Origin of the sequence: Leclercia sp. W6, assembly GCF_003336345.1 — a bacterium.
Taxonomy (GTDB): domain Bacteria; phylum Pseudomonadota; class Gammaproteobacteria; order Enterobacterales; family Enterobacteriaceae; genus Enterobacter.
In genome coordinates this window covers 308,927-333,898 of sequence record NZ_CP031104.1, presented here as the reverse complement: position 1 = coordinate 333,898, position 24,972 = coordinate 308,927, and the positions used below count along the sequence as shown (strand labels likewise).

The 24,972-nt window shown below is 55.3% G+C and carries 26 protein-coding genes; 8 read left to right on the top strand and 18 right to left on the bottom strand.

Annotated features, from left to right (window positions below):
- The first annotated feature begins 726 nt into the window (after positions 1 to 726).
- A complete protein-coding gene (locus DVA43_RS01685; protein WP_103825148.1) occupies positions 727 to 1,941 on the top strand; it encodes a pyridoxal phosphate-dependent aminotransferase in 1,215 nt (404 codons plus the stop codon).
- A gap of 93 nt (positions 1,942 to 2,034) precedes the next feature.
- On the top strand, positions 2,035 to 2,634 hold the full coding sequence (yfbR, locus tag DVA43_RS01680; protein WP_103180476.1) for a 5'-deoxynucleotidase: 600 nt from the start codon (positions 2,035 to 2,037) through the stop codon (positions 2,632 to 2,634).
- A 75-nt stretch (positions 2,635 to 2,709) separates the two neighbouring features.
- On the opposite strand, the gene DVA43_RS01675 is transcribed toward yfbR, so the two are convergent.
- From DVA43_RS01675 to yfbV, 4 genes are all read right to left on the bottom strand, one after another.
- Positions 2,710 to 4,542, bottom strand: coding sequence for an SLC13 family permease (locus tag DVA43_RS01675; protein ID WP_114314370.1), 1,833 nt, complete (start codon positions 4,540 to 4,542; stop codon positions 2,710 to 2,712).
- 77 nt (positions 4,543 to 4,619) lie between these two features.
- The gene (locus DVA43_RS01670) at positions 4,620 to 5,279 is read right to left on the bottom strand and encodes a sugar phosphatase (RefSeq protein WP_103825150.1); all 660 of its coding nucleotides are present in this window, start codon (positions 5,277 to 5,279) and stop codon (positions 4,620 to 4,622) included.
- A gap of 11 nt (positions 5,280 to 5,290) precedes the next feature.
- On the bottom strand, positions 5,291 to 5,785 hold the full coding sequence (locus tag DVA43_RS01665; protein ID WP_103825151.1) for a YfbU family protein: 495 nt from the start codon (positions 5,783 to 5,785) through the stop codon (positions 5,291 to 5,293).
- Positions 5,786 to 5,877: 92 nt separating this feature from the next.
- On the bottom strand, positions 5,878 to 6,333 hold the full coding sequence (yfbV, locus tag DVA43_RS01660; protein ID WP_103825152.1) for a terminus macrodomain insulation protein YfbV: 456 nt from the start codon (positions 6,331 to 6,333) through the stop codon (positions 5,878 to 5,880).
- Between the two features lie 336 nt (positions 6,334 to 6,669).
- Between yfbV and ackA the strand changes: the two genes are divergently transcribed.
- Together ackA and pta are read left to right on the top strand one after the other, a co-directional pair.
- On the top strand, positions 6,670 to 7,872 hold the full coding sequence (gene ackA / locus DVA43_RS01655; protein WP_114314369.1) for an acetate kinase: 1,203 nt from the start codon (positions 6,670 to 6,672) through the stop codon (positions 7,870 to 7,872).
- A gap of 76 nt (positions 7,873 to 7,948) precedes the next feature.
- Positions 7,949 to 10,087 carry a phosphate acetyltransferase gene (gene pta, locus DVA43_RS01650; protein WP_114314368.1) on the top strand — a complete coding sequence of 713 codons (2,139 nt, stop codon included), beginning with the start codon at positions 7,949 to 7,951 and terminating at the stop codon, positions 10,085 to 10,087.
- Positions 10,088 to 10,141: 54 nt separating this feature from the next.
- On the opposite strand, the gene yfcD is transcribed toward pta, so the two are convergent.
- Genes yfcD through yfcF form a run of 3 tightly spaced genes read right to left on the bottom strand, consistent with a single transcriptional unit; the run spans position 10,142 to position 11,991 of the window.
- A complete protein-coding gene (gene yfcD / locus DVA43_RS01645; protein ID WP_103825155.1) occupies positions 10,142 to 10,684 on the bottom strand; it encodes an NUDIX hydrolase YfcD in 543 nt (180 codons plus the stop codon).
- Positions 10,685 to 10,739: 55 nt separating this feature from the next.
- Positions 10,740 to 11,291: a phosphodiesterase gene (gene yfcE, locus DVA43_RS01640; RefSeq protein ID WP_147271005.1), complete on the bottom strand. Its 552-nt coding sequence runs from the start codon at positions 11,289 to 11,291 to the stop codon at positions 10,740 to 10,742.
- A gap of 55 nt (positions 11,292 to 11,346) precedes the next feature.
- Positions 11,347 to 11,991, bottom strand: a complete 645-nt coding sequence (gene yfcF / locus DVA43_RS01635; RefSeq protein WP_114314366.1) for a glutathione transferase — start codon at positions 11,989 to 11,991, stop codon at positions 11,347 to 11,349.
- A 144-nt stretch (positions 11,992 to 12,135) separates the two neighbouring features.
- Here yfcF and yfcG point away from each other — a divergent pair, with 144 nt between their 5' ends.
- Genes yfcG through DVA43_RS01615 form a run of 4 tightly spaced genes read left to right on the top strand, consistent with a single transcriptional unit; the run spans position 12,136 to position 14,659 of the window.
- Entirely contained in the window at positions 12,136 to 12,765 is a 630-nt protein-coding gene (gene yfcG / locus DVA43_RS01630; RefSeq protein WP_114314365.1) for a GSH-dependent disulfide bond oxidoreductase, read from the top strand.
- Between the two features lie 51 nt (positions 12,766 to 12,816).
- The gene (folX, locus tag DVA43_RS01625) at positions 12,817 to 13,179 is read left to right on the top strand and encodes a dihydroneopterin triphosphate 2'-epimerase (protein ID WP_103180493.1); all 363 of its coding nucleotides are present in this window, start codon (positions 12,817 to 12,819) and stop codon (positions 13,177 to 13,179) included.
- 19 nt (positions 13,180 to 13,198) lie between these two features.
- Positions 13,199 to 14,092, top strand: coding sequence for a TIGR01777 family oxidoreductase (locus tag DVA43_RS01620; protein WP_114314364.1), 894 nt, complete (start codon positions 13,199 to 13,201; stop codon positions 14,090 to 14,092).
- Between the two features lie 57 nt (positions 14,093 to 14,149).
- Complete coding sequence (locus DVA43_RS01615; RefSeq protein ID WP_114314363.1) at positions 14,150 to 14,659, top strand: GNAT family N-acetyltransferase; 510 nt, start codon at positions 14,150 to 14,152, stop codon at positions 14,657 to 14,659.
- 56 nt (positions 14,660 to 14,715) lie between these two features.
- Here the strand turns inward: DVA43_RS01615 and hisP are convergent, their stop codons facing one another.
- The 11 genes from hisP to accD form a co-directional block, all read right to left on the bottom strand.
- Positions 14,716 to 15,489, bottom strand: a complete 774-nt coding sequence (gene hisP / locus DVA43_RS01610; RefSeq protein ID WP_114317052.1) for a histidine ABC transporter ATP-binding protein HisP — start codon at positions 15,487 to 15,489, stop codon at positions 14,716 to 14,718.
- Positions 15,490 to 15,497: 8 nt separating this feature from the next.
- On the bottom strand, positions 15,498 to 16,211 hold the full coding sequence (locus tag DVA43_RS01605) for an ABC transporter permease (RefSeq protein ID WP_103825161.1): 714 nt from the start codon (positions 16,209 to 16,211) through the stop codon (positions 15,498 to 15,500).
- Positions 16,208 to 16,894, bottom strand: coding sequence for a histidine ABC transporter permease HisQ (locus tag DVA43_RS01600; protein ID WP_114314362.1), 687 nt, complete (start codon positions 16,892 to 16,894; stop codon positions 16,208 to 16,210). Before DVA43_RS01600 ends, DVA43_RS01605 begins: the two co-directional genes overlap by 4 nt.
- A gap of 83 nt (positions 16,895 to 16,977) precedes the next feature.
- Positions 16,978 to 17,760, bottom strand: coding sequence for a histidine ABC transporter substrate-binding protein HisJ (hisJ, locus tag DVA43_RS01595; RefSeq protein ID WP_103825162.1), 783 nt, complete (start codon positions 17,758 to 17,760; stop codon positions 16,978 to 16,980).
- A 241-nt stretch (positions 17,761 to 18,001) separates the two neighbouring features.
- A complete protein-coding gene (gene argT / locus DVA43_RS01590) occupies positions 18,002 to 18,784 on the bottom strand; it encodes a lysine/arginine/ornithine ABC transporter substrate-binding protein ArgT (RefSeq protein WP_114314361.1) in 783 nt (260 codons plus the stop codon).
- Positions 18,785 to 19,081: 297 nt separating this feature from the next.
- Positions 19,082 to 19,651: a UbiX family flavin prenyltransferase gene (locus DVA43_RS01585; RefSeq protein ID WP_103825163.1), complete on the bottom strand. Its 570-nt coding sequence runs from the start codon at positions 19,649 to 19,651 to the stop codon at positions 19,082 to 19,084.
- Between the two features lie 89 nt (positions 19,652 to 19,740).
- Positions 19,741 to 21,258, bottom strand: a complete 1,518-nt coding sequence (purF, locus tag DVA43_RS01580; protein WP_103180507.1) for an amidophosphoribosyltransferase — start codon at positions 21,256 to 21,258, stop codon at positions 19,741 to 19,743.
- 33 nt (positions 21,259 to 21,291) lie between these two features.
- Positions 21,292 to 21,780, bottom strand: coding sequence for a colicin V production protein (gene cvpA / locus DVA43_RS01575; RefSeq protein ID WP_039030950.1), 489 nt, complete (start codon positions 21,778 to 21,780; stop codon positions 21,292 to 21,294).
- Positions 21,781 to 21,977: 197 nt separating this feature from the next.
- Positions 21,978 to 22,673, bottom strand: coding sequence for a cell division protein DedD (dedD, locus tag DVA43_RS01570; RefSeq protein ID WP_103825191.1), 696 nt, complete (start codon positions 22,671 to 22,673; stop codon positions 21,978 to 21,980).
- The gene (gene folC, locus DVA43_RS01565) at positions 22,663 to 23,931 is read right to left on the bottom strand and encodes a bifunctional tetrahydrofolate synthase/dihydrofolate synthase (RefSeq protein WP_114314360.1); all 1,269 of its coding nucleotides are present in this window, start codon (positions 23,929 to 23,931) and stop codon (positions 22,663 to 22,665) included. The genes dedD and folC overlap by 11 nt, the downstream gene beginning before the upstream one ends.
- Positions 23,932 to 23,999: 68 nt before the next feature.
- Positions 24,000 to 24,905 carry an acetyl-CoA carboxylase, carboxyltransferase subunit beta gene (accD, locus tag DVA43_RS01560; RefSeq protein WP_103825166.1) on the bottom strand — a complete coding sequence of 302 codons (906 nt, stop codon included), beginning with the start codon at positions 24,903 to 24,905 and terminating at the stop codon, positions 24,000 to 24,002.
- Between the last annotated feature and the right edge of the window lie 67 nt (positions 24,906 to 24,972).

Sequence of the window (24,972 nt, the reverse complement as noted above, 5' to 3'; positions counted from 1 at the left end):
GTAAATTCGATTAAAGAAGATGCATATCCAACGTCAACTTTATCGCAGTACAGGTTGAGCGGCAATGGTATCGCTTAACTTCTCAAGGCAGAGATAATTCTAGCAATTACAATAAACTATTAAAGGTCCAGGCATCAAGGCCTGCTGTGACCTGTTATCTTTCATCGCTAAACCCGGCATACATCTTACCCTAAAACCTTTTTCTTTATAAGCCTTATTGCAAATCCTTTGATTTAACCTGAATGGTAACTAGCTAAACTAATTTTATTTATATTAACGAAAGTTGCGATTTCGTCTTTATTTAGAAATAAACAATAATTGAAACCGGACTTAATGATTAATAATGCTTAACATTAATTTCACATGAGCAACGTTAATATAAAAAGGCAGGAAAGCGAATAGCAGTGAGTTTCATTCAGCTTTTACGAAAAATCACTACAGTAAACTGTAGCACCGCCAGCGTAAGCCGCTCAATTCACGCCTTTTTTACAGCGTAAAATCCATATTAAAACACCCACAACAGGACAAAACACCAGTAACATCCCAAAATACACACAATAAAGTGATTAACCCCTTTAAAAATAGTTAAAAGATTCAGAGCAAACCGTCAGCAATGCACAAAATCTTCTTCTGCCAACGCTTCAAAATCGGGCGTTCGAGGAGTACATTGTTTCGTGCTGACTCCACGGCAGGACGTCGCAATAACAGTGAAAAGGTCAAAGATTCATGTCACCTATCGAAAAATCCAGCAAGTTAGATAACGTTTGTTATGACATTCGTGGCCCGGTTCTTAAAGAGGCAAAGCGTCTCGAAGAAGAAGGTAATAAAGTACTTAAGCTCAATATCGGCAACCCGGCGCCATTTGGTTTTGATGCACCGGATGAAATTCTGGTTGATGTGATTCGCAACCTGCCGACGGCGCAAGGCTACAGCGACTCCAAAGGTCTCTACTCTGCGCGTAAAGCCATCATGCAGCACTATCAGGCGCAGGGTATGCGCGATGTGACTGTAGAAGATATCTATATTGGTAACGGTGTTTCCGAGCTGATTGTCCAGGCGATGCAGGCCCTGCTGAACAGCGGTGACGAAATGCTGGTTCCGGCTCCGGACTACCCGCTCTGGACCGCGGCGGTCTCCCTTTCCAGCGGTAAAGCGGTGCACTACCTGTGTGACGAATCGGCTGACTGGTTCCCGGATCTGGATGATATTCGCGCCAAAATTACGCCGCGCACCCGCGGCATCGTCATCATCAACCCGAACAACCCTACCGGCGCCGTCTATTCCAAAGAGCTGCTGCTGGAGATCGTCGAGCTGGCCCGCCAGCATAACCTGATCATTTTCGCGGACGAGATCTACGACAAAATTCTGTATGACGCCGCGCAGCACCACTCTATTGCCGCGCTGGCGCCGGATCTGCTGACCGTCACCTTTAACGGCCTGTCAAAGACCTATCGTGTTGCGGGCTTCCGCCAGGGCTGGATGGTGCTGAACGGGCCGAAGAAACACGCCAGAGGTTATATCGAAGGGCTGGAGATGCTGGCCTCCATGCGTCTGTGCGCCAACGTCCCTGCGCAGCATGCGATCCAGACCGCGCTGGGTGGCTATCAGAGCATCAGCGAATTTATCGTGCCGGGCGGGCGTCTGTATGAACAGCGACAGCGCGCGTGGGAGCTGATCAACGATATTCCGGGCGTCTCCTGCGTGAAGCCAAACGGCGCACTCTATATGTTCCCGAAAATCGACATCAAACGCTTCAACATCTTTGACGATCAGAAGATGGTGCTCGACTTCCTGCTGCAGGAAAAAGTGTTGCTGGTACAGGGAACGGCGTTTAACTGGCCGTGGCCGGACCATGTGCGTATCGTAACGCTGCCGCGTGAAGATGAGCTGGAAATGGCCATCACCCGGTTTGGACGCTTCCTCGGCGGATACCATCAGTAAACAACTCTCGGGCTGCCACTGGCAGCCCGATTTGCATCTCACCGCCCCTCCCCTCACAATGAAACCTGTCGCTGTGCAGATTTAAGGTAACTTATGAGTCAGAGTCATTTCTTCGCCCATCTTTCCCGACTGAAACTGATCAACCGCTGGCCGCTGATGCGCAACGTGCGCACCGAGAACGTTTCCGAACACAGCCTGCAGGTGGCGATGGTCGCCCACGCGCTGGCCGCTATCAAAAACCGTAAGTTCAATGGTCAGCTGAACGCCGAACGTATCGCGCTGCTGGCGATGTACCACGATGCTTCAGAAGTGCTGACGGGCGATCTGCCCACGCCGGTGAAATACTTCAACTCGCAAATCGCCCAGGAGTACAAGGCGATTGAAAAAATCGCCCAGCAGAAGCTGGTCGACATGGTGCCGGACGAGCTTCGCGATATCTTTGCCCCTTTAATAGACGAGCAGAGCTACAGCGAAGAGGAGCACTTCATTGTGAAGCAGGCCGATGCGCTCTGCGCCTACCTGAAGTGTCTGGAAGAGCTCTCTGCCGGCAATCACGAGTTTTTACTGGCGAAAACGCGTCTGGAGAAGACGCTCGAAGCGCGCCGTAGCGAGGAGATGGACTACTTTATGGAGGTGTTTGTCCCAAGCTTCCAGCTCTCGCTGGATGAGATCAGTCAGGATTCGCCGTTGTGAGTTATGCCCGGCGGCGCTTCGCTTGCCGGGCCTACGGTTTCCAGGCAGCAAGCTTAGCGCCGCCGGGCAAAACTGTCAGAACGGGAACAACATCGGGATCATCACTACACACACCACCATCACCAGGATCGTGAAGGGCACGCCGAGCTTCACGAAGTCGCTGAAGCTGTATCTTCCCGGCCCCAGCACCAGGGTGTTAACCGGTGACGATACCGGCGTCATAAACGCCGCGGAAGCGGCCATCGCCACCATCATCGCAAACGGATAAGGCGAGACTCCCATCGATTTCGCCATCGCCAGCGCAATGGGAGCCATCAACACGGCAGTTGCGGTGTTGGAGATAAACAGCCCGATCGTGGCGCACATAACAAACAGGCACATCAGCATCATGTAAGGGCCATAGCCGCCGCCGAGCTCCATCAGCCCTTTTACCACTAAATCGACACCACCGGTTTTTTGCAGCGCCAGCGCAAAGGGCATCATGCCGACGATCAAAATGATGCTCGGCCAGTGAATCGCTTTGTAAGCGCTTTCAGCGTCGATACAGCGGAATTTCCCCATCAGCAGACAGGCGATGATCGCCGCCACCGGATTAGGGATTTCGTCGGTCAGCATCAGAGCGACCATCAGCACCAGACAAAAAATGGCGTGCGGTGCCTGGCTATGCGCCGGGGATGCATCGCTGACCTCAACAGGCAGGTTGAGCACCACAAAGTCTCGCCCTCTCTGCCCCAGCTGGGTAATCAGCTTCCAGTTACCCACGACCAGGAAGATGTCCCCCAGCTCCAGAGGCTCATCCACCACCGAGCCATCCATCGCCTCGCCGTCGCGCTTTAACCCCACCACGTTCAGACCGTACCGGGTACGAAAGCCGATTTCACGAATGGTTTTGCCGAGCAGCTCCGACTCAGGGATCAGCGAGACTTCCGCCATGCCCACATCCAGCGCCTGATCGGAGAAGTACTCCCCACGCAGGACCATCGGCTCCAGCAGCTGTTCGCTGCAAAATTCGCGCAGATCGACCTCTGCCGAAGACATATCAATGAGCAACACATCCCGGGCGCGAAACTCCGATACACCGTTTACGTTGACGATAACCCGACGAAAACGGCGCCAGCGCTCCACGCCGATGACGTTAGCCCCGTAGCGTTCGCGGAGTTTTAGATCGTCCAGGCGTTGCCCAATCAGCGGTGAACCGGGGCGGATCGCCAGACGGCGCGCGCGCCCGGTGAGGCGATACTCTTTGATCAGATCGCGAAACGTGCGGCGCTTCCAGCCGTCGCGAGTTTTATCCTGCTTTTCGCTTTTCAGGGCAAAGCGGGTTAACAGCATATAGACAATGCCCATCACCAGGATAACCAGTCCCAGCGGCGTCACGCTGAAGAAGCTAAAACCGTCCAGGCCTTCACGCAACAGTTCACTGTTGACCACCAGGTTCGGCGGAGTCGCCACCAGCGTCATCATGCCGCTGATAAGCCCGGCAAAACTGAGCGGCATCATCAGGCGCGACGGCGAAATCTGCATGCGCATGGAGACGCTCAACACCACCGGTATGAAGATAGCCACCACCCCGGTGGAGCTCATAAAGGCCCCGAGTCCAGCGACGGTGAGCATCAAAAAGACCAGCATTTTGGTCTCGCTGTTGCCCGCCACGCTCACCAGCCACGAGCCCATACTGGTTGCCACGCCGGTCCGCACCAGGCCGTCGCCGATAATAAACAGGGCGGCAATCAGAATCACGTTGGGATCGCTAAAGCCTGAGAAGGCTTCCGGGAGGGTTAAGGTGCCGCTCAGCACAAAAGCGACGATCACCAGCAGCGCCACGGCATCCATGCGGACTTTGCCGGTTGCAAAAAGAATAATGGCGATAAGAAGCAGGCTTAACACCCAGATAAGTTCACCGTTCACAACAGATCCTTGTCAGAAAAGAGTGCATCAGATAGTGCCATAAAAAAGCCCCAACAATGTGGGGCTAAATCATGTGATTACATTTTCCGGGTGACTGTTACATTCCCGTCGGGCTCACGGCTGACGGCGAGTGCCTCCAGCGTGGTGAGCACAAAATCTGCCTCATCCAGACGCGGCGAGTTAGCGGGGACATTGACGGCAATGACGTGGCTTCCGGCATTGAGGCCCGCCAGCACGCCGGCTGCGGCATCTTCTACCACCACACACTCTTCAGGCGCCAGCCCCAGCAGCTCCGCGCCCAGTAAAAAGGCATCGGGCTCTGGCTTGCCGCGCTTGACCCGCTCCGCGGTGATAAAGACTTCCGGCAACGGCAGGCCTGCCGCTTTATGGCGCGCATGGGCCACAGGAACCGAACCGGAGGTGACGATAGCCCAGGGGATCCCTGCTTCATTCAGATGCCTGAGCAGCGCCTGTGCCCCTGGCAGCGCGGTGATACCGTCGGTATCGGTAGCCTCGACCTGCTCAAGCCAGGTGAACTCCGCCTGAATTTCCGCTTCACTTTTTCCCTGGAGAAAGTGCCGTAAAGAGGTTATGGCCTGTTTGCCATGGATAAAATTCAGTACGTCCTGATGGTCGATGCCATGTCTGTCGGCCCAACGGCACCAGGAGCGTTCTACAACCGGTAGCGAATCGACCAGCGTACCGTCCAGATCAAACAGAAAACCTTTACACTGCACATCTACCTCCGTCAGGCATTAATAATTTGTTGAATCTCGTTGCTGCTCAGGTGGTACTGGCGCGGGCAAGCGTGCCACACGCTGAGCATGCGCTGATATTTTTCCCACATCGGGGTCTGGGCATTAAAGCCATGGGTACCGGCATCGAAATGGGTATAGCGACCTTCGACATTGACCATAAAGCGGACATAGCTCAGGTAACGGGATTCAGTGGCCGCATCAAAACCCAGGAAGGTGACACGACGTTCGTCGATGGTCTGGGCATCTTTCAGGTTGGTCCAGGAAACATGCAGGGCGTGGTACATCTCCATGATGTCGATGACCTGGCGGCAGGTCTCTTCTTTCAGTTCGCCAAAATCGCGATCCAGCTCGCGCATCTGTAAACCAAAGCCACGTTCGACGATAGTCTGCAAGCGGCGATAGCGCTCTGCGTTGTCGGGATCAAGCATCGTCATCATTTTGTACTGATTGGACAAAATCAGACGTTGAGCGTGGGTCATTTCCATCTTTCGACTCCTGTTGCGCATGGCAGCTTTAAAAAAAGACACGGTAACGGTGGGTTACTGTGCCTTCTTTTGATCATCGTTTCGATGATCAATCACAAGTCATCAAGGAATGTTTTATCAAGTTGCTTAAATGCCCGCTTCAGCGTATCCGCCAGCGCCTGATAATCGGGTTTTCCCTCTACCGGCGCGAGCGCCTGACCGGCATCCTGCAATTTGCCGCGTACTTCATAGAACCAGGACAATACGGATGGCGGTAGCGGTGTGACCGAGCGTTTACCAAGCCACCACAGCCCCTGCATCGGCAGGCTCAGGGCAAACAGCGCGGTAGCAACGGCAGGGCCAAGCTGCCCGCCCAGCGCAATCTGCCAGCACAGGGTAAAGACCGCGAGAGGCGGCATCAGGCGAATAGCGTGACGAGTGGCGCGGATCACGCGGTTTTCAATAAAGACGGGCGCCAGACGCTTTTCCAGAGGCCACGTCTTTGCATAGTGCTGCCCCCGGCGAAAAAGGCTAAAAAAGCTCACGGATGGATGCTCGGGTGTCGACATGGCTTACCTCAACTTCACATATAAAGATTAAAAAAATCGTGCAAAACCACAACTGGTCATGACAACGTTCAAAAACTTTTGTCAGCGCTACCCAGTATCAGGTATCCTGTGCCGGCCTGCAAAGGCCTTAGACGAGGAACGTTCACTCGTCAAATTATCGCATATTATGCCATTGCCGGAAAAATGCGCAAAATGGCATAAAATCATATGTATTCTTTTCATGATGCCAGAATGTCCTTCCGGCATGATGTTAATCATAAATGTCAGCGATATCTTGCGCTACGATCCTGGACTCACTGACGTTTTTTTAGCCACGTATCAATAATAGGTACTTCCATGTCGAGTAAGTTAGTACTGGTTCTGAACTGCGGTAGCTCTTCCCTCAAATTCGCCATCATCGATGCGCTTAACGGTGAAGAGTACCTTTCTGGTTTGGCCGAATGTTTCCATCTTCCTGAAGCACGTCTGAAGTGGAAAATGGACGGCAGCAAACAGGAAGCGGCTTTAGGTGCAGGCGCCGCTCACAGCGAAGCGCTGAACTTTATCGTTAACACTATCCTGGCACAAAAACCGGAACTGTCCGCTCAGCTGACCGCAATCGGTCACCGTATTGTTCATGGTGGCGAGAAGTACACCAAATCTGTGATCATCGATGACAGCGTTATTCAGGGCATCAAAGACTCAGCCTCTTTTGCACCGCTGCATAACCCGGCTCACCTGATCGGTATCGCTGAAGCACTGAAAGCCTTCCCGCAGCTGAAAGACAAGAACGTGGCCGTATTTGATACCGCGTTCCATCAGACCATGCCGGAAGAGTCTTACCTCTATGCCCTGCCGTACAAACTGTACAAAGAGCACGGCGTTCGTCGCTATGGCGCACACGGCACCAGCCACTTCTACGTCACGCAAGAAGCAGCAAAAATGCTGAACAAGCCGGTAGAAGAAGTGAACATCATCACTTGCCACCTGGGCAACGGCGGTTCCGTTTCTGCTATCCGTAACGGCAAATGTGTTGATACCTCTATGGGTCTGACCCCGCTGGAAGGCCTGGTCATGGGTACTCGCTCCGGTGATATCGACCCGGCGATCATCTTCCACCTGCACGATACCCTGGGTATGAGCGTAGAAGACATCAACAAGATGCTGACCAAAGAGTCTGGCCTGCTGGGTCTGACCGAAGTGACCAGCGACTGCCGTTACGTTGAAGATAATTACGCCGAGAAAGAAGATGCTAAACGTGCAATGGACGTTTACTGCCACCGTCTGGCCAAGTACATCGGTTCTTACACTGCACTGATGGACGGTCGTCTGGATGGCGTAGTCTTCACGGGTGGTATCGGTGAGAACGCGGCAATGGTGCGCGAGCTCTCCCTGGGCAAACTGGGCGTGCTGGGCTTTGATGTTGACCATGAACGTAACCTGGCCGCGCGCTTCGGTAAGTCTGGCTTCATCAACAAAGAAGGCACCACGCTTGCAATGGTTATCCCAACCAACGAAGAGCTGGTTATCGCGCAAGACGCGAGCCGTCTGACTGCCTGATTCCACACCGCCAGCAATGCTGGCGGTGCTGTTTTGAAGCCCGCCCGTTTTCGGCGGTAACGAAAGAGGATAAATCGTGTCCCGTACTATTATGCTGATCCCGACCGGAACCAGCGTAGGCCTGACCAGCGTCAGCCTCGGTGTGATCCGTGCGATGGAACGCAAAGGCGTTCGTCTGAGCGTGTTTAAGCCAATCGCTCAACCACGTGCTGGTGGCGACGCACCAGACCAGACCACCACAATTGTTCGTGCAAACTCTAACCTGCCAGCCGCTGAACCGCTGAAGATGAGCCACGTTGAGTCTCTGCTCTCCAGCAACCAGAAAGATGTGCTGATGGAAGAGATCATCGCTAACTACCACGCTAACGCCCAGGATGCGGAAGTGGTGCTGGTAGAAGGCCTGGTTCCGACGCGCAAGCATCAGTTTGCCCAGTCTCTGAACTTCGAAATCGCCAAGACGCTGAACGCGGAAATCGTGTTTGTGATGTCCCAGGGTACCGATACCCCGGAACAGCTGAAAGAGCGTATTGAGCTGACCCGCAGCAGCTTCGGCGGCGCAAAAAACAGCAACATCACCGGCGTGATTGTGAACAAACTGAACGCCCCGGTTGATGAGCAAGGCCGTACCCGCCCTGACCTGTCCGAAATTTTCGACGACTCCTCCAAAGCGAAAATCGTGAAAATCGAACCCGCTAAGCTGCAGGAATTCAGCCCGCTGCCAGTGCTGGGCGCGGTGCAGTGGAGCTTCGATCTGATCGCCACTCGTGCTATCGACATGGCGCGTCACCTGAACGCCACCATCGTGAACGAAGGCGATATCAATACCCGTCGCGTGAAGTCCGTCACCTTCTGTGCGCGTAGCATTCCGCACATGCTGGAGCACTTCCGTGCAGGTTCCCTGCTGGTGACCTCTGCTGACCGTCCTGACGTGCTGGTTGCAGCCTGTCTGGCCGCGATGAACGGCGTGGAAATCGGTGCGATCCTGCTGACCGGTGCCTATGAAATGGACCCACGCGTCAGCAAACTGTGCGAACGCGCATTTGCCACCGGCCTGCCGGTCTTCATGGTGAACACCAACACCTGGCAGACCTCCCTGAGCCTGCAGAGCTTCAACCTGGAAGTGCCGGCTGATGACCACCAGCGTATCGAGAAAGTGCAGGAATATGTGGCCGGTTGCATCAATCCTGACTGGATTGAATCCCTGACCGCGACCTCCGAGCGCAGCCGTCGTCTCTCTCCACCAGCCTTCCGTTACCAGCTGACCGAGCTGGCGCGTAAAGCGGGCAAACGCGTTGTTCTGCCTGAAGGCGACGAACCACGTACCGTTAAAGCCGCAGCAATCTGTGCCGAGCGCGGTATCGCGACCTGTGTGCTGCTGGGTAACCCGGATGAGATCACCCGCGTCGCAGCGTCCCAGGGCGTTGAGCTGGGTGCGGGTATCGAAATCGTGGATCCAGAAGTGGTGCGCGAAAGCTACGTTGCCCGTCTGGTTGAGCTGCGTAAGAGCAAGGGCATGACCGAAGCCGTTGCCCGCGAACAGCTGGAAGACAACGTGGTTCTCGGTACCCTGATGCTGGAGCAGGACGAAGTTGACGGTCTGGTTTCCGGGGCTGTTCACACCACTGCGAACACCATCCGTCCGCCGCTGCAGCTGATCAAAACTGCACCAGGCAGCTCTCTGGTCTCTTCCGTGTTCTTCATGCTGCTGCCGGAACAGGTTTACGTTTACGGTGACTGTGCGATCAACCCGGATCCAACCGCTGAACAGCTGGCAGAGATCGCGATTCAGTCCGCTGACTCCGCGATTGCCTTCGGTATCGAACCGCGCGTAGCGATGCTCTCCTACTCCACCGGTAACTCTGGTGCAGGTAGCGACGTAGAGAAAGTACGTGAAGCCACCCGTCTGGCGCAGGAAAAACGCCCGGATCTGGTTATCGATGGCCCGCTGCAGTATGACGCCGCAGTAATGGCTGACGTGGCTAAATCCAAAGCGCCTAACTCGCCGGTTGCCGGTCGTGCTACCGTGTTCATCTTCCCGGATCTGAACACCGGTAACACCACTTACAAAGCGGTACAGCGTTCTGCCGACCTGATCTCCATCGGGCCGATGCTGCAGGGTATGCGCAAGCCAGTGAACGACCTGTCTCGTGGCGCGCTGGTAGACGATATCGTCTACACCATCGCACTGACCGCGATCCAGGCTTCACAGCAGTAAGCTGCTGCCAAACGTAAAAAGGCGACCCCAGGGTCGCCTTTTTTATTATCAGAATTACGCTTCTTCTTGCTTAGCCGGTTCGTTGTTGGCGTTACGACTCATCCACAGCGCCAGCGCTTTTAACGAATCAGGCGTGAAGTCATCGCAACGGGCAGTGATCTCCGCCGGGGTCATCCAGAACACTTCGCTGACCTCTTCTTCCTGCAGCGCAAACGGACCGTGGGAGACGCAGCTGAAGAGGCCTCCCCAGACGCGGCAGTGACTGTCTTCAAAATAGAACTGACCGTGTTCGGCAAACGGCACACCGGCAATCCCCAGCTCCTCTTCCGCTTCTCGGCGGGCGGAGTCAAGTAACAGCTCATCGGCCTGCACCACGCCGCCAGCCGTTGCATCGAGCATGCCGGGCATGAAATCTTTCGTTTCGGTACGGCGCTGCACCAGAATGTTGCCCATACCATCATGCACCACGATATAGGTTGCGCGATGGCGCAGGCGCTGCGCCCGCATCTGCTCGCGGCTCGCCTGGGCGATGACTTCATTGTCTTCGCTGACTATATCTACCCACTCAGTACTTGCCAAATGACTCTGCTCCACCATCGGGAAACCTTCTCTTTAAAGCGCTCTCACGGCGCGTTTACTGTTGAGGAGTAAGTTACGGATTAATCCTGGACTCTGCAATAACCTGGCTGTCATTCAGCGTCATAACGCACAAATGGCCCTCTTCCAGCATCCCATAGCTGGGTGGAAACCCGCCTTTAGGCAGGCTGACGGAGCCAGGGTTGAAATGAATAATGTCGCCCTTCTTCCCGGCTACCGGAATATGAGTATGACCATAAACCAGTACATCGCCAGCATTCAGCGCGGGCAGATTATCCGGACCAAACAGATGGCCGTGGGTGATAAAGAGACGGCAGTCCTCCAGCAAGATCTGCTGCCACGGGGCGGTGATGGGAAAGTCCAGTAACATCTGGTCGACTTCGCTGTCGCAGTTGCCCCGTACGGCGATAATGCGCGAGGCAAAAGCGTTAAACCGCTCTGCAACCTCAGCAGGCGCATAGCCTTCAGGAAGCGGGTTGCGCGGGCCGTGATTCAGCACATCGCCGAGGATCACCAGCCATTGCGCCCCGCTCTGGTTAAACAGCGAAAGCACTTTTTCGGTCGCCGGTAGCGAGCCGTGAATGTCCGATGCAAACATCAGCTTCATCAGTGACTCCTTGTAGTGAAAAGCCGCCCCATCATACCTGAATCAGCAGGCCTTATCAGCCAGCCCGCTTCGCTGAAAGCGCCACATAACGCTGCACTGAGGCGCGCTGCCACTGGAAGCTGGCGTAATCCACCAGCTGCTGCGGTACGTCGTCACCATTGAGCACCAGGCGGTTGAGCATCAGCGCCAGATCGCTATCCGCAATGCACCACTCCCCGAATAAATTCTGATTGCCGTGGGCCAGCAGCGAGGTGGCGGTATCCATCAGCTGGCTTGCCGTGCGCTGGGCAGTTTCGCTCAGGGCCGGTTTTTTCACCCCTGCAAACACCACATCGGTAGAACGTTCTTCACGGATGGGCATCAGATCGCTGCGCAGCCACGCCTGAATCTGGCGCGCGCGGGCGCGTTTTTGCAGATCGAGCGGATAGATCCGTTCCCATTCCGGCGGCGCAAAACACTCTTCCAGATATTCGGTAATCGCAGAGGATTCACTGAGTTCAAACCCGTCCACCTCAAGCACCGGTACGCGACGGGTCAGCCCGTAGCCCTGCCACTGCGGCTGCCGGTTCTCCCCCCGGCTGAGGTCGATGGTCTTCAGGGCGAAGGGCAATCCCTTTTCGGCCAACGCGACGTACACGTTCATCACGTAGGGTGAGAAATAGTCGGCATCTGACCACAGGATAATCGCAGGTTGGCTCATAACGTCCTCATAAGGTTTAAGGTGATGGAGAGATATCCAAAATATAACCTCCTGTCCCGGCTGTCACTTGATGAAAACTCACGATTTATCATCACCACCTATACTCAATTCTATGCAGAAAAAAGCGCTATGACAGGAGTTGCGATGATTGACCTTTATTACGCCCCTACTCCCAACGGGCATAAGATCACTCTTTTTCTGGAAGAGGCCCAGCTGGACTACCGCATCCTGCCGATCAATATCAGCAAAGGCGAACAGTTCCGCCCCGAGTTTCTCGCCATTTCCCCCAACAATAAAATTCCGGCGATTGTCGATCACGATCCGGAGGATGGCGGTACCCCGCTGAGCCTGTTTGAGTCCGGCGAAATATTGCTCTATCTGGCTGAAAAAACCGGCAAGCTGCTGAGTGGGGAATTACGTGAACGCCACGTCACGCTGCAGTGGCTCTTCTGGCAGGTTGGCGGCCTGGGGCCGATGATTGGTCAGAACTATCACTTTAACCATGCTGCGCCGCAGCCTATTGCCTATGCCATCGAACGTTTTCAGGTCGAAACGCAGCGGCTCTACAACGTATTGAACAAGCGGCTGGAAAAATCGCCGTGGCTGGGGGGCGAACACTACAGCATCGCAGATATCGCCTGCTGGCCGTGGGTCAACACCCATGAAAATCATCGCGTCGATCTGGCATCATGGCCCGCGGTGAACAACTGGTTTGAGCGTATCCGCACCCGCCCGGCAACCGAGCGTGCAATGCAAAAAGTGCAGCAGATATAAACGCTTTCCTCATGTATTATGGTGTCGATAATGACACGGAGGAAGCCTGCAATGTCCCAGCAAGACGCAATTATTCGTATTAAAAATTTACGCCTGCGCACCTTTATTGGAATCAAAGAAGAGGAGCGTGCTAATCGCCAGGATATCGTTATTAACGTGACGATCCACTATCCGGCAGACAAAGCCCGCGCCAGTGAAGACATTAATGATGCGCTTAACTATCGCACCATTACCAAAAGCATCATTCATCTGGTGGAGAATAACCGCTTCTCTTTACTGGAAAAATTAACTCAGGATGTGCTGGATATCGCACGCGAACATCACTGGGTCACCTATGCTGAAGTCGAGATCGATAAACTTCACGCGCTGCGTTACGCCGACTCCGTCTCTATGACGTTAAGCTGGCAACGCTAAGCGCAACCCTGGAGGTTGTATGAAGATCCTGGTAACCGGCGGCACCGGCCTGATTGGCCGGCATTTAATCCCACGTTTGCAGGTATTAGGCCATGAGCTGACTGTGGTCACGCGTAGCTCTGAGAAGGCGCGCCAGCTACTCGGCTCCGGCATTGATATCTGGAAGGGGCTGACGGAGCACCAGGATCTTAACGGCTTTGATGCCGTCATCAATCTTGCAGGCGAGCCCATCGCCGACAAGCGCTGGACAAAAGAGCATAAACAGCGTCTGTGCAACAGTCGCTGGAACATCACCCAGCGGCTGGTTGATATGGTTAAGGCCAGCGACACGCCGCCCTCGGTGTTTATCTCCGGTTCGGCTTCAGGTTATTACGGCGATTTAGGCGAGGTGGTGGTGACCGAAGAGGAGCCGCCGCACAATGAATTTACCCATAAACTGTGCGCCCGCTGGGAGCAGATTGCCTGCGGCGCGCAGAGCGAAAAGACCCGCGTATGCCTGTTGCGCACCGGCGTGGTGCTGGCCCCCAAAGGGGGTATTCTCGGCAAGATGCTGCCGGTATTCAAGCTGGGTCTTGGCGGCCCGGTCGGTAACGGGCGTCAGTACCTGGCGTGGATCCATATCGAGGATATGGTCAACGGCATTCTCTGGCTGCTGGATAATGATCTGCGCGGCCCGTTCAATATGGTCTCCCCCTACCCGGTGCGTAACGAGCAGTTTGCCCATGCGCTGGGCCATGCGGTGCATCGCCCGGCCGTGGTTCGTGCCCCGGCCACCGCTGTCCGTATCCTGATGGGGGAATCCTCCGTGCTGGTGCTGGGCGGCCAGCGTGCGCTGCCGAAGCGCCTGGAAGCCTCCGGCTTTGCTTTCAGGTGGTACGACTTAGAAGAGGCCCTGGGAGATGTGGTAGGTTAAATTTACGCTGTCAGCCGTGTTAATTTGTTACGTCCGCTCCCTGTTCAAGGCGCTTCGATGGCAACAATTACTACTTCCCGTCTGACGCTCTCCCCTTTTGAGCCCTCAGACTGGCCCTTTTTCCATACCCTGCGTGAATCCCCGGAGATCATGCGCTATATGGCCACGATCGCTCCGGAAAAAGAGACCCGACGCCTGTTTGCCGCCCGTCTTACCGCCCCGCACACCTTTGTGATCCGCACCCATGATGATGCCACCCCGCTCGGGGATATTGGGCTGCAGATCAGCGCCCGCTACCCTGAAGAGGCCGATATTGGTTATACCGTGATTGCCGCCGCCCAGGGCCGGGGAATTGCCAGCGAGGCGCTGCGCGCCGTGTGTGAATATGCGTTTATCCGGGTGGGCGTCAGGGCGGTTAATGCCTGGGTGCTGGCGGAGAACGGCGGGTCGGTGCGGGTGTTAGAGAAAGCGGGATTTGTGCGCACCCAGGTACTGGAAAAAGCGTATGAGATTAACGGGGTGCGGTATGACGACTGGGTGTACCGACTGGAGGTGAGTGCGGCCTGAATGCCGGGCGGCACTGCGTTTGCCCGGCCTACACGCTCTGTTGGCCGGGCAAAAAACTACTTTAAAGACCCTTTCAGGAACTGCTGCAGACGCGGGCTCTGCGGGTTACCTAATACCTCATCCGGATGCCCCTGCTCTTCGATTACGCCCTGATGGAGGAAAATCACGTGGTTGGAGACGTTACGGGCGAAGCCCATTTCGTGCGTCACCACCACCATCGTTTTTCCCTCTTCGGCGAGCTGCTGCATGATGCGCAGCACTTCGCCCACCAGCTCGGGATCGAGCGCGGAGGTAGGTTCGTCAAAGAGCAGCACTTCCGGCTCCATCGCCAGCGCACGGGCGATAGAGACACGCTGCTGCTGACCGCCGGAGAGATGCACCGGGTATTTCATCTGCTGGCGTTCGTCGATACCCACTTTCGCCAGGTATTTCTCCGCGCGGGTACGGGCTTCCTGCTTGCTTAAGCCCAGCACCTGCACCGGCGCTTCCATGACGTTCTCCAGCACCGTCATGTGACTCCAGAGGTTAAAGTGCTGGAACACCATCGTCAGACGAGTACGCAACATCCGCAGCTGATGTTTATCCGCTACCTTCAGCTGACCGTCTTTGTCCTGCACCAGATTAATGTTCTCACCGCTGACCACAATCGAGCCGGCACTCGGCTTTTCAAGAAAGTTAATGCAGCGCAGGAAGGTACTTTTACCCGATCCTGAGGAGCCGATAATACTGATCACATCGCCCGCATTTGCCTGCAGCGACACCCCTTTCAGCACTTCATGTTCGCCGTAGCGTTTGTGCAAATCGATAACGTTTAATTTGTTCTCAGCCATCTTCATTCTCAGTGCGTCGAAGGTTTGACATGCTGCAACCAGCGTTTTTCCGCTTTGCGGAACAGGCTAATCAGGACATAAGAGATGATTAAATAGAGCACTGCCGCGATCCCGAAGGCGGTAAACGGCTGGTAGGTCGCCGAGTTAATATCACGGGCAATCTTCAGCAGATCCGGCACGGTAGCGGTAAAGGCCAGCGCGGTGGAGTGCAGCATTAAAATCACTTCGTTGCTGTAGGCAGGCAGCGCAATACGCAGCGCCGACGGCAGAATAATGCAGCGATAGAGCTTCACGGAGGAGAAGCCATACGCCCGCGCCGCCTCAATTTCACCGTGCGGCACGGAGCGGATCGCGCCGGCAAAGATCTCGGTGGTGTAGGCGCAGGTGTTCAGCGTTAAGGCCAGCACGGTACAGTTCAGCCCGCTGCGGAAGAACGCGTTCAGCATCTCGGTGCCTTTGACGATTTCCAGCGTGTACATTCCGGAGTAGAAGACCAGCAGCTGCACATAGAGCGGCGTACCGCGGAACACGTAGGTAAACAGCCATATAGGGAAGCGGATGTAGTTATTGCTGGAGACGCGGCCAATGGCGAGGAAAATCGCCAGGATCCCGCCCATCACCACAGAAGAAATCAGCAGCCAGAGGGTGATCGCCACACCGGTAAAGCGGTATCCGTCGGTCCACAGCAGGGATTTCCAGTATTCCTGAATAATTTCGATCACAGGTCAGCCCTCTTCACACCCACGGAATAGCGACGTTCGAGCAGCAGCAGCACGCCATTGGAGACGGTGGTAAACACCAGATAAATCACCCCGCAGACAATCGCGAAGTAGAACGGCTCCCAGGTGCTTTTGCCTGCCAGCTGCGTGGCTTTCACCACATCTTCCAGCCCCAGTAAGGAGACCAGCGCCGTCGCTTTGAGGATAACCTGCCAGTTGTTGCCAATCCCCGGCAGCGCAAAGCGCATCATGGCCGGAAACATAATGCGGCGAAACGTCTGTGAGGAGGTAAACCCGAAGGCCGTAGCCGCTTCGATATGCCCTTTCGGCACCGCGAGATAGGCCCCGCGGAAGGTTTCGGTAAAATAGGCGCCGTAGATAAAGCCCAGGGTGATGATACCAGCCACCATCGGATCGATATCAATCTGCGCCATACCCACAGCATCCGTAATGCCGTTAAGGGCGATTTGCAGACCGTAGAAGATCAGCAGCATCAGCACCAGGTCAGGCACCCCGCGGATCAGGGTGGTATAGCCCTCAAACAGCAGCGCCATCGCCCGATTCGCAGAGAGCTTCGCGCCCGCGCCTGCAAGGCCTATTAACACGGCCAGCACCACCGAACTGAGGGCCAGTTCAAGGGTGACCAATGCGCCTTGTAAAATTACGCCAGAAAATCCGTACAGCATACCGCCTGCCCTGTCGTGAGTGGTGTAGCCGTGTCTTTTCCCCTCCCGGGGCGGGAGGGGCCGCACGTTATTAAGTGGAGGGATTAACCACCGTAGACATCAAAGTCGAAGTATTTCTTCGCCAGTTTTTCGTAAGTGCCGTCGGCGCGCATCTCGGCAAAGGCTTTGTTTAGCGCTTCACGCAGTTCGTTATCCTCTTTACGCAGCCCCATACCGGTGCCCACGCCGAAGAGTTTCTCGTCCTTGATGGAAGGACCGCCGAACTTGTAATCTTTACCAACCGGCTGCTTCAGGAAGCCTTCACTGGCAGCCACTTCATCCTGGAAGGCGGCGTCAATACGGCCTGCAGTCAGGTCAGCGTAGATATTCTCCTGGCCCTGGTAAGAGACGATTTCAATCCCTTTTGGTGCCCAGTGCTCGTTGCCGAAGGTCTCCTGAGTGGTGCCCTGCAGCACGCCCACACGTTTACCTTTCAGTGATTCGATGGTCGGCTGAATATCGGAAGATTTTGCTACCACCAGACGCGAGTCCGCTGCATAAAGCTTGTCGGTGAAGGCAATCTCCTGCTGGCGTTTTTCGGTGATAGAGAGGGAAGACATAATGGCGTCGATTTTTTTCGCTTTCAGCGAAGGGATCAGCGCATCCAGTGGGTTTTCAACGAAGGTACACTCTGTTTTGATACGTTTGCACAGCTCTTTAGCCAAATCGATATCAAATCCTACCAGTTCACCCTGCGCATTCTTCGATTCGAAGGGAGCATAAGTCGGGTCAGTACCAATACGAACTTTTTGCGGAATTGCTGCAAATGCCGCGGTAGCGCTGGAAAAGGCCAGAGCCAGAGAAAGTGACAAAACCAGTTTTTTCATATCTATCCTCAACAGACTGTCTTCTTACGGGATTTTAACGTCGACAGGGTGCCTTTAATGTGCCACTAATCGCCGCGGCAAGGCAAAAGATTATGCCCGGCAGGCGCGAAAAAGTGCATCGCGAGTGCTTAACTATTCACTTTATAACCAACGCGGCGCACGATTTGCACCATCCTGGTTCGCAAAGGCCATTGTCGCACCATAACGGGGAGCCATTATGGTGCGCACCCGTCAGTTCCGGTTAATCGCCGTAAACATTGAAGTCGAAGTATTTCTTCGCCAGTTTGTCGTAGGTACCGTCTTTACGCAGTTCAGTAAAAGCTTTGTCAAAGGCCGCTTTCAGCTCGGCATCGTCTTTACGCAGACCGATCCCGGTGCCGTCGCCGAAATATTTTTTGTCTTTAACGGACGGGCCAGCAAAGGCAAACTCTTTACCTGCCGGTTGTTTCAGGAAGCCTTCGCTCGCGGCGACTTCATCCTGGAAAGCCGCATCCAGACGCCCTGCCGCCAGATCGGAATAGATCAGATCCTGGTTCTGGTACGCCACCACGTCCACGCCCTTCTCACGCCAGTTAGCGTTCGCATAGCCTTCCTGCGTTGAGCCCTGCAGTACGCCAACATGCTTGCCTTTCAGCGAGTCAATGGTTGGCTGGACTGGGGAGCCTTTCGCCGCAATCAGACGTGAATCCGCCGCGTAGAGCTTCTCAGAGAAGGCGATCTCCTGCTGACGCTTTTCAGTAATCGAGAGCGAGGAGATGATCGCGTCAATCTTCTTGGCTTTCAGAGACGGGATCAGCGCGTCAAAGTCGCTGCCCACCCAGGTACATTTCACGGACATGCGTTTGCACATCTCATTTCCCAGGTCGATATCAAATCCAACGAAATCCCCCTTCGCATCTTTCGATGAGAACGGGGCATAGGTTGCGTCTGTACCGATACGTACGTTCTGTGGGAGCGCCGCAAAGCTGCTTGCTGCAGCGCTTAATCCCACCAGCAAAGACAGAGCCAGAACCGTCTTCTTCATACATTACCCTCAAGTGTCGTGATTTTCTTATGTAATAGATTGTGTTGTGTGTTGTTGCAGGCAATCTCTTGCAGGTCTTATGCCACATTGCACATAACGCAAAATTACGGCGTTAAATATGTTAATGAAAGGTTGCAGGATTGCCTTAATGGTGAAAGATAGCAGGTCTGCCAAACGAACCGCAGTGCCTGGAAAGGAAAAAAGGGATTAAATGTTGAGGATATGATCGCTGTTGCAGAATTGCCCTGAAACAGGGCATGTTGCGGTGAGCTGCACTCTGGCAGAACAGCTTTACCGTCAGGCGCCCTGCCAGCGGGTAAAGAGATCGTCCGGCAGGTCAATGTCGAACTGATCGAGCACCCGGTTCACGGTCTGATTAATCACATCATCCAGGCTTTGCGGACGGTGATAAAACGCCGGCACCGGCGGCATGATCACCGCCCCCAGTTCAGCGGCCTGGGTCATCAGGCGCAGATGGCCCAGATGCAGCGGGGTTTCACGCACGCACAATACCAGCGGACGACGCTCTTTTAATATCACATCGGCCGCGCGGGTCACCAGCGTATCGGTATAGCTGTTGACGATACCGGAGAGAGTTTTGATGGAACAAGGCAGGATCACCATGCCCGCCGTTTTAAACGACCCGGAGGAGATGCTGGCGGCGATATCGCGGGCATCATGCACCACATCGGCCAGCGCCTGAACGTCACGCAGGGAGTAATCGGTTTCGAGAGAGAGGGTCTGACGCGCAGCCTGGCTCATTACCAGATGGGTTTCAACCTCGGCGACGTCGCGCAATACCTGCAACAAACGGACACCGTAAATCGCGCCGCTGGCCCCTGAGATCCCTACAATTAATCGTTTCATGATGTTCGCCCTTGCTGTTACAGGGCTGACTGTGCAGGATTTTGGCGGGAGTTGCAAGCGAGGGCAGATGCCCTCGCTTGCGATAGTGCTTAACCTTCGTTATGCATCTCTAAACTTTCGAGATCGTTCGCCAGCTGGACGGCTTTCGCGTCGTCGTTGCGCAGCGAATCGAGGTAGTCCAGGTAGCCCTGATCCACATCTTTGGTTACGTAGATACCGTTAAACACCGAGCACTCGAACTGCTGAATATCCGGGTTCTCGGCGCGCACCGCGTCGATCAGATCGTTCAGATCCTGGAAAATCAGGCCGTCGGCACCGATGATCTGGCGGATCTCATCCACTTCACGACCGTGGGCAATCAGCTCGTTGGCGGTAGGCATATCGATGCCATACACGTTCGGGAAGCGAATCTCCGGTGCCGCAGAGGCCAGATAGACCTTCTTCGCACCCGCTTCACGGGCCATCTCGATAATCTGCTCTGAGGTGGTGCCACGCACGATGGAGTCATCCACCAGCAGCACGTTCTTGTCGCGGAACTCAGCGCGGTTGGCGTTCAGCTTGCGGCGCACCGATTTACGGCGCAGCTGCTGGCCCGGCATGATAAAGGTACGGCCAACGTAGCGGTTCTTCACGAATCCCTGGCGGTAAGGTTTACCCAGAATACGCGCCATCTCCAGGGCGATATCGCAGGAGGTTTCCGGGATAGGGATCACCACGTCGATATCCAGGTCTTCCCACTCACGGGCAATCTTTTCGCCGAGCTTGGTTCCCATATTCACACGGGCGCTGTAGACGGAGATCTTGTCGATGAAGGAGTCCGGACGGGCGAAGTAGACATATTCGAACAGGCACGGATTGCTGACCGGGTTTTCCGCACACTGACGAGTAAACAGCTGGCCTTTCTCGGTGATGTAAACCGCTTCGCCAGGTGCGACGTCACGCAGGAACTCAAAGCCCAGGGTATCCAGCGCCACGCTTTCGGAGGCCACCATATACTCGGTGCGGCCGTCGCCAATATCGCGCTTGCCCAGCACCAGCGGGCGGATGCCGTTAGGATCGCGGAAGGCAACCATACCGTGGCCGATAATCATCGCGACGCAGGCATAAGCGCCACGGATCAGACGGTTAGTGGCGGCTACCGCGGCAAAAATGTTGTCAGCTTCCAGCGGATAGTGACGGAAGTTATCCAGCTCGCTGGCAAAGACGTTGAGCAGGATTTCAGAATCAGAAGTGGTGTTAATGTGACGACGCTTCTCTTCAAACAGCTTCTTACGCAGCTCGTGAGCATTGGTCAGGTTGCCGTTGTGGGCAAGCGTAATGCCATACGGCGAGTTAACGTAGAACGGCTGAGCTTCAGAGGCGCTGGAACTGCCAGCAGTCGGGTAACGAACGTGACCAATACCCATGTTGCCTTGAAGACGCTGCATATGGCGGGCTTCGAACACATCGTTTACCAGGCCGTTGGCCTTACGTAAACGGAAGCAGTTGTGTGCATCAATGGTGATGATACCCGCAGCATCCTGCCCACGGTGCTGAAGCACCGATAATGCGTCATAAATAGACTGGTTTACCGGCATGAAACCGGCGATACCGACAATACCGCACATTCGTCATTTCCTCGTTAAGCCACATCTCAGGGTTTATGCCCTGGGCAAAAAACTCGACGAGCTTTGCAGATAGTCAAAGAACCATCTGATGATGAAGCTGAACTGCGGGATAAGCTGCGATTTCTGCCAGTCTTCACTTTTTGAGAACCCGGTAAAGGTATCAAGGAAGAACAGTATCGCGGCAACAATCAGCGCGCCTCGCAATGCCCCGAAACAGATCCCCAGCACCCTGTCCGTTCCTGACAACCCGGTTTTCTCAACCAGCTGACCAATCACGTAGTTAACAATGGCGCCGACAATCAGCGTCGCGATAAACAGCACCGCGATGGCAATCCCATTTCGAACCAGTTCATCTTCAAAGCCCGTGAACCAGACAGACAGGTAAGTGTAGTAATGACTGGCAACAAAGAAGGCACAGCCCCAGGTTACCAGCGATAACGCTTCACGAACAAAGCCACGGATCAGGCTAACCAGACAGGAAAAACCTATCACCGCAATGATGGCGTAATCAATCCAGACCATATGTGTCCCACGATCAAACGCCCTGTCATCCAGTTCGGGGCGAATTCTAACAGAAAAAGAAAACGTTTGCGTAGGGATTTCCTTCCCGCGCGTAAATAAAAAAAGCGCTGAAAAAATATTCAGCGCCCCAGGCGGGTTACCTTCTCAGGCAATCTGCTGCGCCTGTTTTTGCCTTATCCCGTAAGTGAGGGAAACCCTCAATTCACGCTGTAGTTCATCACCACGCCGCTCAAACCCGAGAGTTTATTCAGCTCTCCAAGCGATCCCTTCAGCTTGTCTCTCGACGCATCCGGCCCTACGAGAATACGGGTGATTTTACCCTGTACCGGTGTGGTAGGTGAAGTGTAAACGCGATACCCCGCGCCACGGAGTTTAGCCACCACCTCGTTGACCTTATCGGCGTTTTTCAGGGCACCGAGCTGCACAACGTAGGCTTTGCCGGTCGGGGCCGGTTTTTCTTCTGCCGCCGGTTTGGCCGGTGGGGTTTCTGTCGCCGCTGCCAGCTGCTGGCTGGTGTTATCGCGCTGCGGCTTCTCAACCGGTTTCGGTTTTTGCACCGGTTTTGGCGCGTACTGCTCTACCGGCGCCGGAACGGGATCCAGCTCGTTGTTGTTTCCGGCTGCCAGACGCGCCGGATCTAAGGATGGCGCCGCGGCATCGCCTGCGCGTACCTCTTCAGCTGCCCCTTCTGGTGGCTGTGCAGGCAGAGCCTGTGTTGCCGCCGGAAGCATGTCCGGCTCATCCCGATCGCCCGGTTTCGGCACCAGCGGGATCGCCGCAAACTCATCCTGATAATGTTTTTTCTGTCCATCAAGCAGCCCGGGGAGAATAATCACCCCCAGCGCCACCAGCACAATGGTGCCTGCTAAACGGTTCTGAAACTTACTTGCCACCGGTTCTCCCCGTATCCATTACGTCCATGACATGTGCCACCGTGTGGAACGAACCACACACCAGCACGGTAGCTTCTGGTCTGGCATCGGCCATCGCCGCCCGCCAGGCCTGCGCCACGCTATCAAAGCGCTGCCCTGCGCCGAGATGCGCCATCAACTGTTCGGCAGTCGCCCCGCGTGGGCCTTCCAGAGGGGCACAATACCAGCTATCGACCACACTCTCCATGCAGGCCAGCGTGCCGCCAATATCTTTATCATGAAGCATACCGATAACCGCCAGCACACGCCCGGTTTTTGGCAACGATTTGAGACGTCCTGCGAGATACGCCGCGGCATGGGGGTTATGCGCCACATCCAGAATCAGACGCGGTGATTCGCTGACTATCTGGAAACGCCCCGGCAGAATCGCATGCTGAATGCCGTCGCGCATCGCCTGCTCCTCTACCGCCAGACCACTGGCGCGCAGTGCGGCCAGCGCCGTGGCGGCATTTGGCTGCGGTACCTGGGGCAGCGGCAGGTTATCCAGCGCGCCCGCTGCATCTTCAAAGCGCCAGCCGCTTTCCGTCACGCTGTAGCGCCAGTCGACATCACGGCGCTGCAACAGCGCCCCTTTCTCCTGCGCCACGTCAGCAATGGTGTGCGGCATATCGGGTTCGCCGACGATAGCCGGTTTGCCCGGGCGGAAAATACCGGCTTTTTCACGGCCAATGCTCTCGCGATCGGGCCCCAGCCAGTCAGTATGATCCAGCGCGATGCTGGTGATTACCGCCACATCCGGGTCGACAATATTCGTGGCATCCAGACGCCCGCCTAACCCGACCTCAAGGATCACCACGTCCAGCTGCGCCTGCTTAAAGAGCCACAGCGCTGACAAAGTGCCATATTCAAAATAGGTCAGCGAAATATCGCCGCGCGCGGCTTCGATCTCTGCAAACGAGGCGGTGTGCGCGGATTCGGCTAATTCTGTATTCTGCACCCGCACGCGCTCGGTATAGCGCACCAGATGGGGCGAGCTGTAGACCCCTACTTTGTAGCCCGCCGCCATCAGCATCGCTTCCAGGGTGCGGCAGGTGGTGCCTTTGCCGTTGGTACCCGCCACGGTGAAGACAAAGGGAGCCGGTTTCAGAACATCAAGGCGCGCCGCGACCTGGCTGACGCGCTCAAGTCCCATGTCGATGGCTTTACTGTGCAGGTTTTCCAGATAAGAAAGCCACGCGGCCAGAGGCGACGTGGCTTGGGGAAGAGTAGTATTTTCCATGTTGCGCGCTTTTCAGTTACGGTTAGAAAGCAAAAGGGCAGCGCCACTGGCCCTGCCCTTTTCAGTTATCAGGCCTCGGGTTCCTGATCCGGTACTACCACGCCTTCGCGCGGCTCATCCGGGCTCGGCGATGGCAGATTCATCAGCTTCGCCAGAATGCTGGCCAGTTTCAGGCGCATCTCCGGACGGCGAACGATCATGTCGATAGCGCCTTTCTCGATAAGGAACTCACTGCGCTGGAAGCCCGGCGGCAGCTTTTCACGTACCGTTTGTTCGATAACGCGCGGGCCGGCAAAGCCGATCAGCGCTTTCGGTTCAGCGATATTCAGATCGCCCAGCATCGCAAAACTTGCCGATACGCCGCCCATGGTTGGGTCGGTCAGCACGGAGATGTACGGCAGACCGCGCTCCTGCATTTTCGCCAGCGCTGCGGAGGTTTTTGCCATCTGCATCAGCGACATCAGCGCTTCCTGCATACGGGCACCACCGGAGGCGGAGAAGCAGATCAGCGGACAGTTGTCTTCCAGCGCCTGCTCAACGGCACGCACGAAACGCGCGCCTACTACGGAGCCCATTGAGCCGCCCATAAAGGAGAACTCAAACGCCGCTGCGACAACCGGCATCTCGTGCAGGGTGCCTTTCATCACCACCAGGGCATCTTTCTCGCCGGTCTCTTTTTGCGCAGAGGCCAGACGATCTTTGTATTTCTTGGAGTCACGGAACTTCAGCACATCTTTCGGCTCAAGCTCGCTACCCAGTTCAACCAGAGAACCTTCATCCAGCAGGCTATGCAGGCGGTTACGCGCCGACATACGCATGTGGTGATCGCACTTCGGACAAACTTCGAGATTACGCTCCAGTTCGGCGCGGTACAGGACCTGGCCGCAGCTGTCACATTTAGTCCACACCCCTTCAGGAATACTCGCTTTGCGGGTTGGGGTGATATTGCTTTTAATTCGTTCAATCCAGCTCATTGATAACCTTTCTGCCTGAACCAGGTTTGCTGCAAGGGGCGCATAATGCCATTTTTGCCCCCGACAG

Bases quoted from the DNA above. Each gene is read 5' to 3' on its own strand.
- hisJ (WP_103825162.1), bottom strand. From the start codon at position 17,760: ATGAAAAAACTGGTTTTGTCACTTTCTCTGGCTCTGGCCTTTTCCAGC.
- accD (WP_103825166.1), bottom strand. From the start codon at position 24,905: ATGAGCTGGATTGAACGAATTAAAAGCAATATCACCCCAACCCGCAAA.
- hisP (WP_114317052.1), bottom strand. From the start codon at position 15,489: ATGGCTGAGAACAAATTAAACGTTATCGATTTGCACAAACGCTACGGC.
- folX (WP_103180493.1), top strand. From the start codon at position 12,817: ATGTCCCAGCAAGACGCAATTATTCGTATTAAAAATTTACGCCTGCGC.
- cvpA (WP_039030950.1), bottom strand. From the start codon at position 21,780: ATGGTCTGGATTGATTACGCCATCATTGCGGTGATAGGTTTTTCCTGT.
- yfcE (WP_147271005.1), bottom strand. From the start codon at position 11,291: ATGAAGCTGATGTTTGCATCGGACATTCACGGCTCGCTACCGGCGACC.
- DVA43_RS01685 (WP_103825148.1), top strand. From the start codon at position 727: ATGTCACCTATCGAAAAATCCAGCAAGTTAGATAACGTTTGTTATGAC.
- DVA43_RS01600 (WP_114314362.1), bottom strand. From the start codon at position 16,894: ATGCTGTACGGATTTTCTGGCGTAATTTTACAAGGCGCATTGGTCACC.
- yfbV (WP_103825152.1), bottom strand. From the start codon at position 6,333: ATGTCGACACCCGAGCATCCATCCGTGAGCTTTTTTAGCCTTTTTCGC.
- DVA43_RS01615 (WP_114314363.1), top strand. From the start codon at position 14,150: ATGGCAACAATTACTACTTCCCGTCTGACGCTCTCCCCTTTTGAGCCC.
- folC (WP_114314360.1), bottom strand. From the start codon at position 23,931: ATGGAAAATACTACTCTTCCCCAAGCCACGTCGCCTCTGGCCGCGTGG.
- purF (WP_103180507.1), bottom strand. From the start codon at position 21,258: ATGTGCGGTATTGTCGGTATCGCCGGTTTCATGCCGGTAAACCAGTCT.
- argT (WP_114314361.1), bottom strand. From the start codon at position 18,784: ATGAAGAAGACGGTTCTGGCTCTGTCTTTGCTGGTGGGATTAAGCGCT.
- DVA43_RS01585 (WP_103825163.1), bottom strand. From the start codon at position 19,651: ATGAAACGATTAATTGTAGGGATCTCAGGGGCCAGCGGCGCGATTTAC.
- yfbR (WP_103180476.1), top strand. From the start codon at position 2,035: ATGAGTCAGAGTCATTTCTTCGCCCATCTTTCCCGACTGAAACTGATC.
- ackA (WP_114314369.1), top strand. From the start codon at position 6,670: ATGTCGAGTAAGTTAGTACTGGTTCTGAACTGCGGTAGCTCTTCCCTC.
- DVA43_RS01620 (WP_114314364.1), top strand. From the start codon at position 13,199: ATGAAGATCCTGGTAACCGGCGGCACCGGCCTGATTGGCCGGCATTTA.
- yfcF (WP_114314366.1), bottom strand. From the start codon at position 11,991: ATGAGCCAACCTGCGATTATCCTGTGGTCAGATGCCGACTATTTCTCA.
- yfcD (WP_103825155.1), bottom strand. From the start codon at position 10,684: ATGGTGGAGCAGAGTCATTTGGCAAGTACTGAGTGGGTAGATATAGTC.
- DVA43_RS01665 (WP_103825151.1), bottom strand. From the start codon at position 5,785: ATGGAAATGACCCACGCTCAACGTCTGATTTTGTCCAATCAGTACAAA.
- yfcG (WP_114314365.1), top strand. From the start codon at position 12,136: ATGATTGACCTTTATTACGCCCCTACTCCCAACGGGCATAAGATCACT.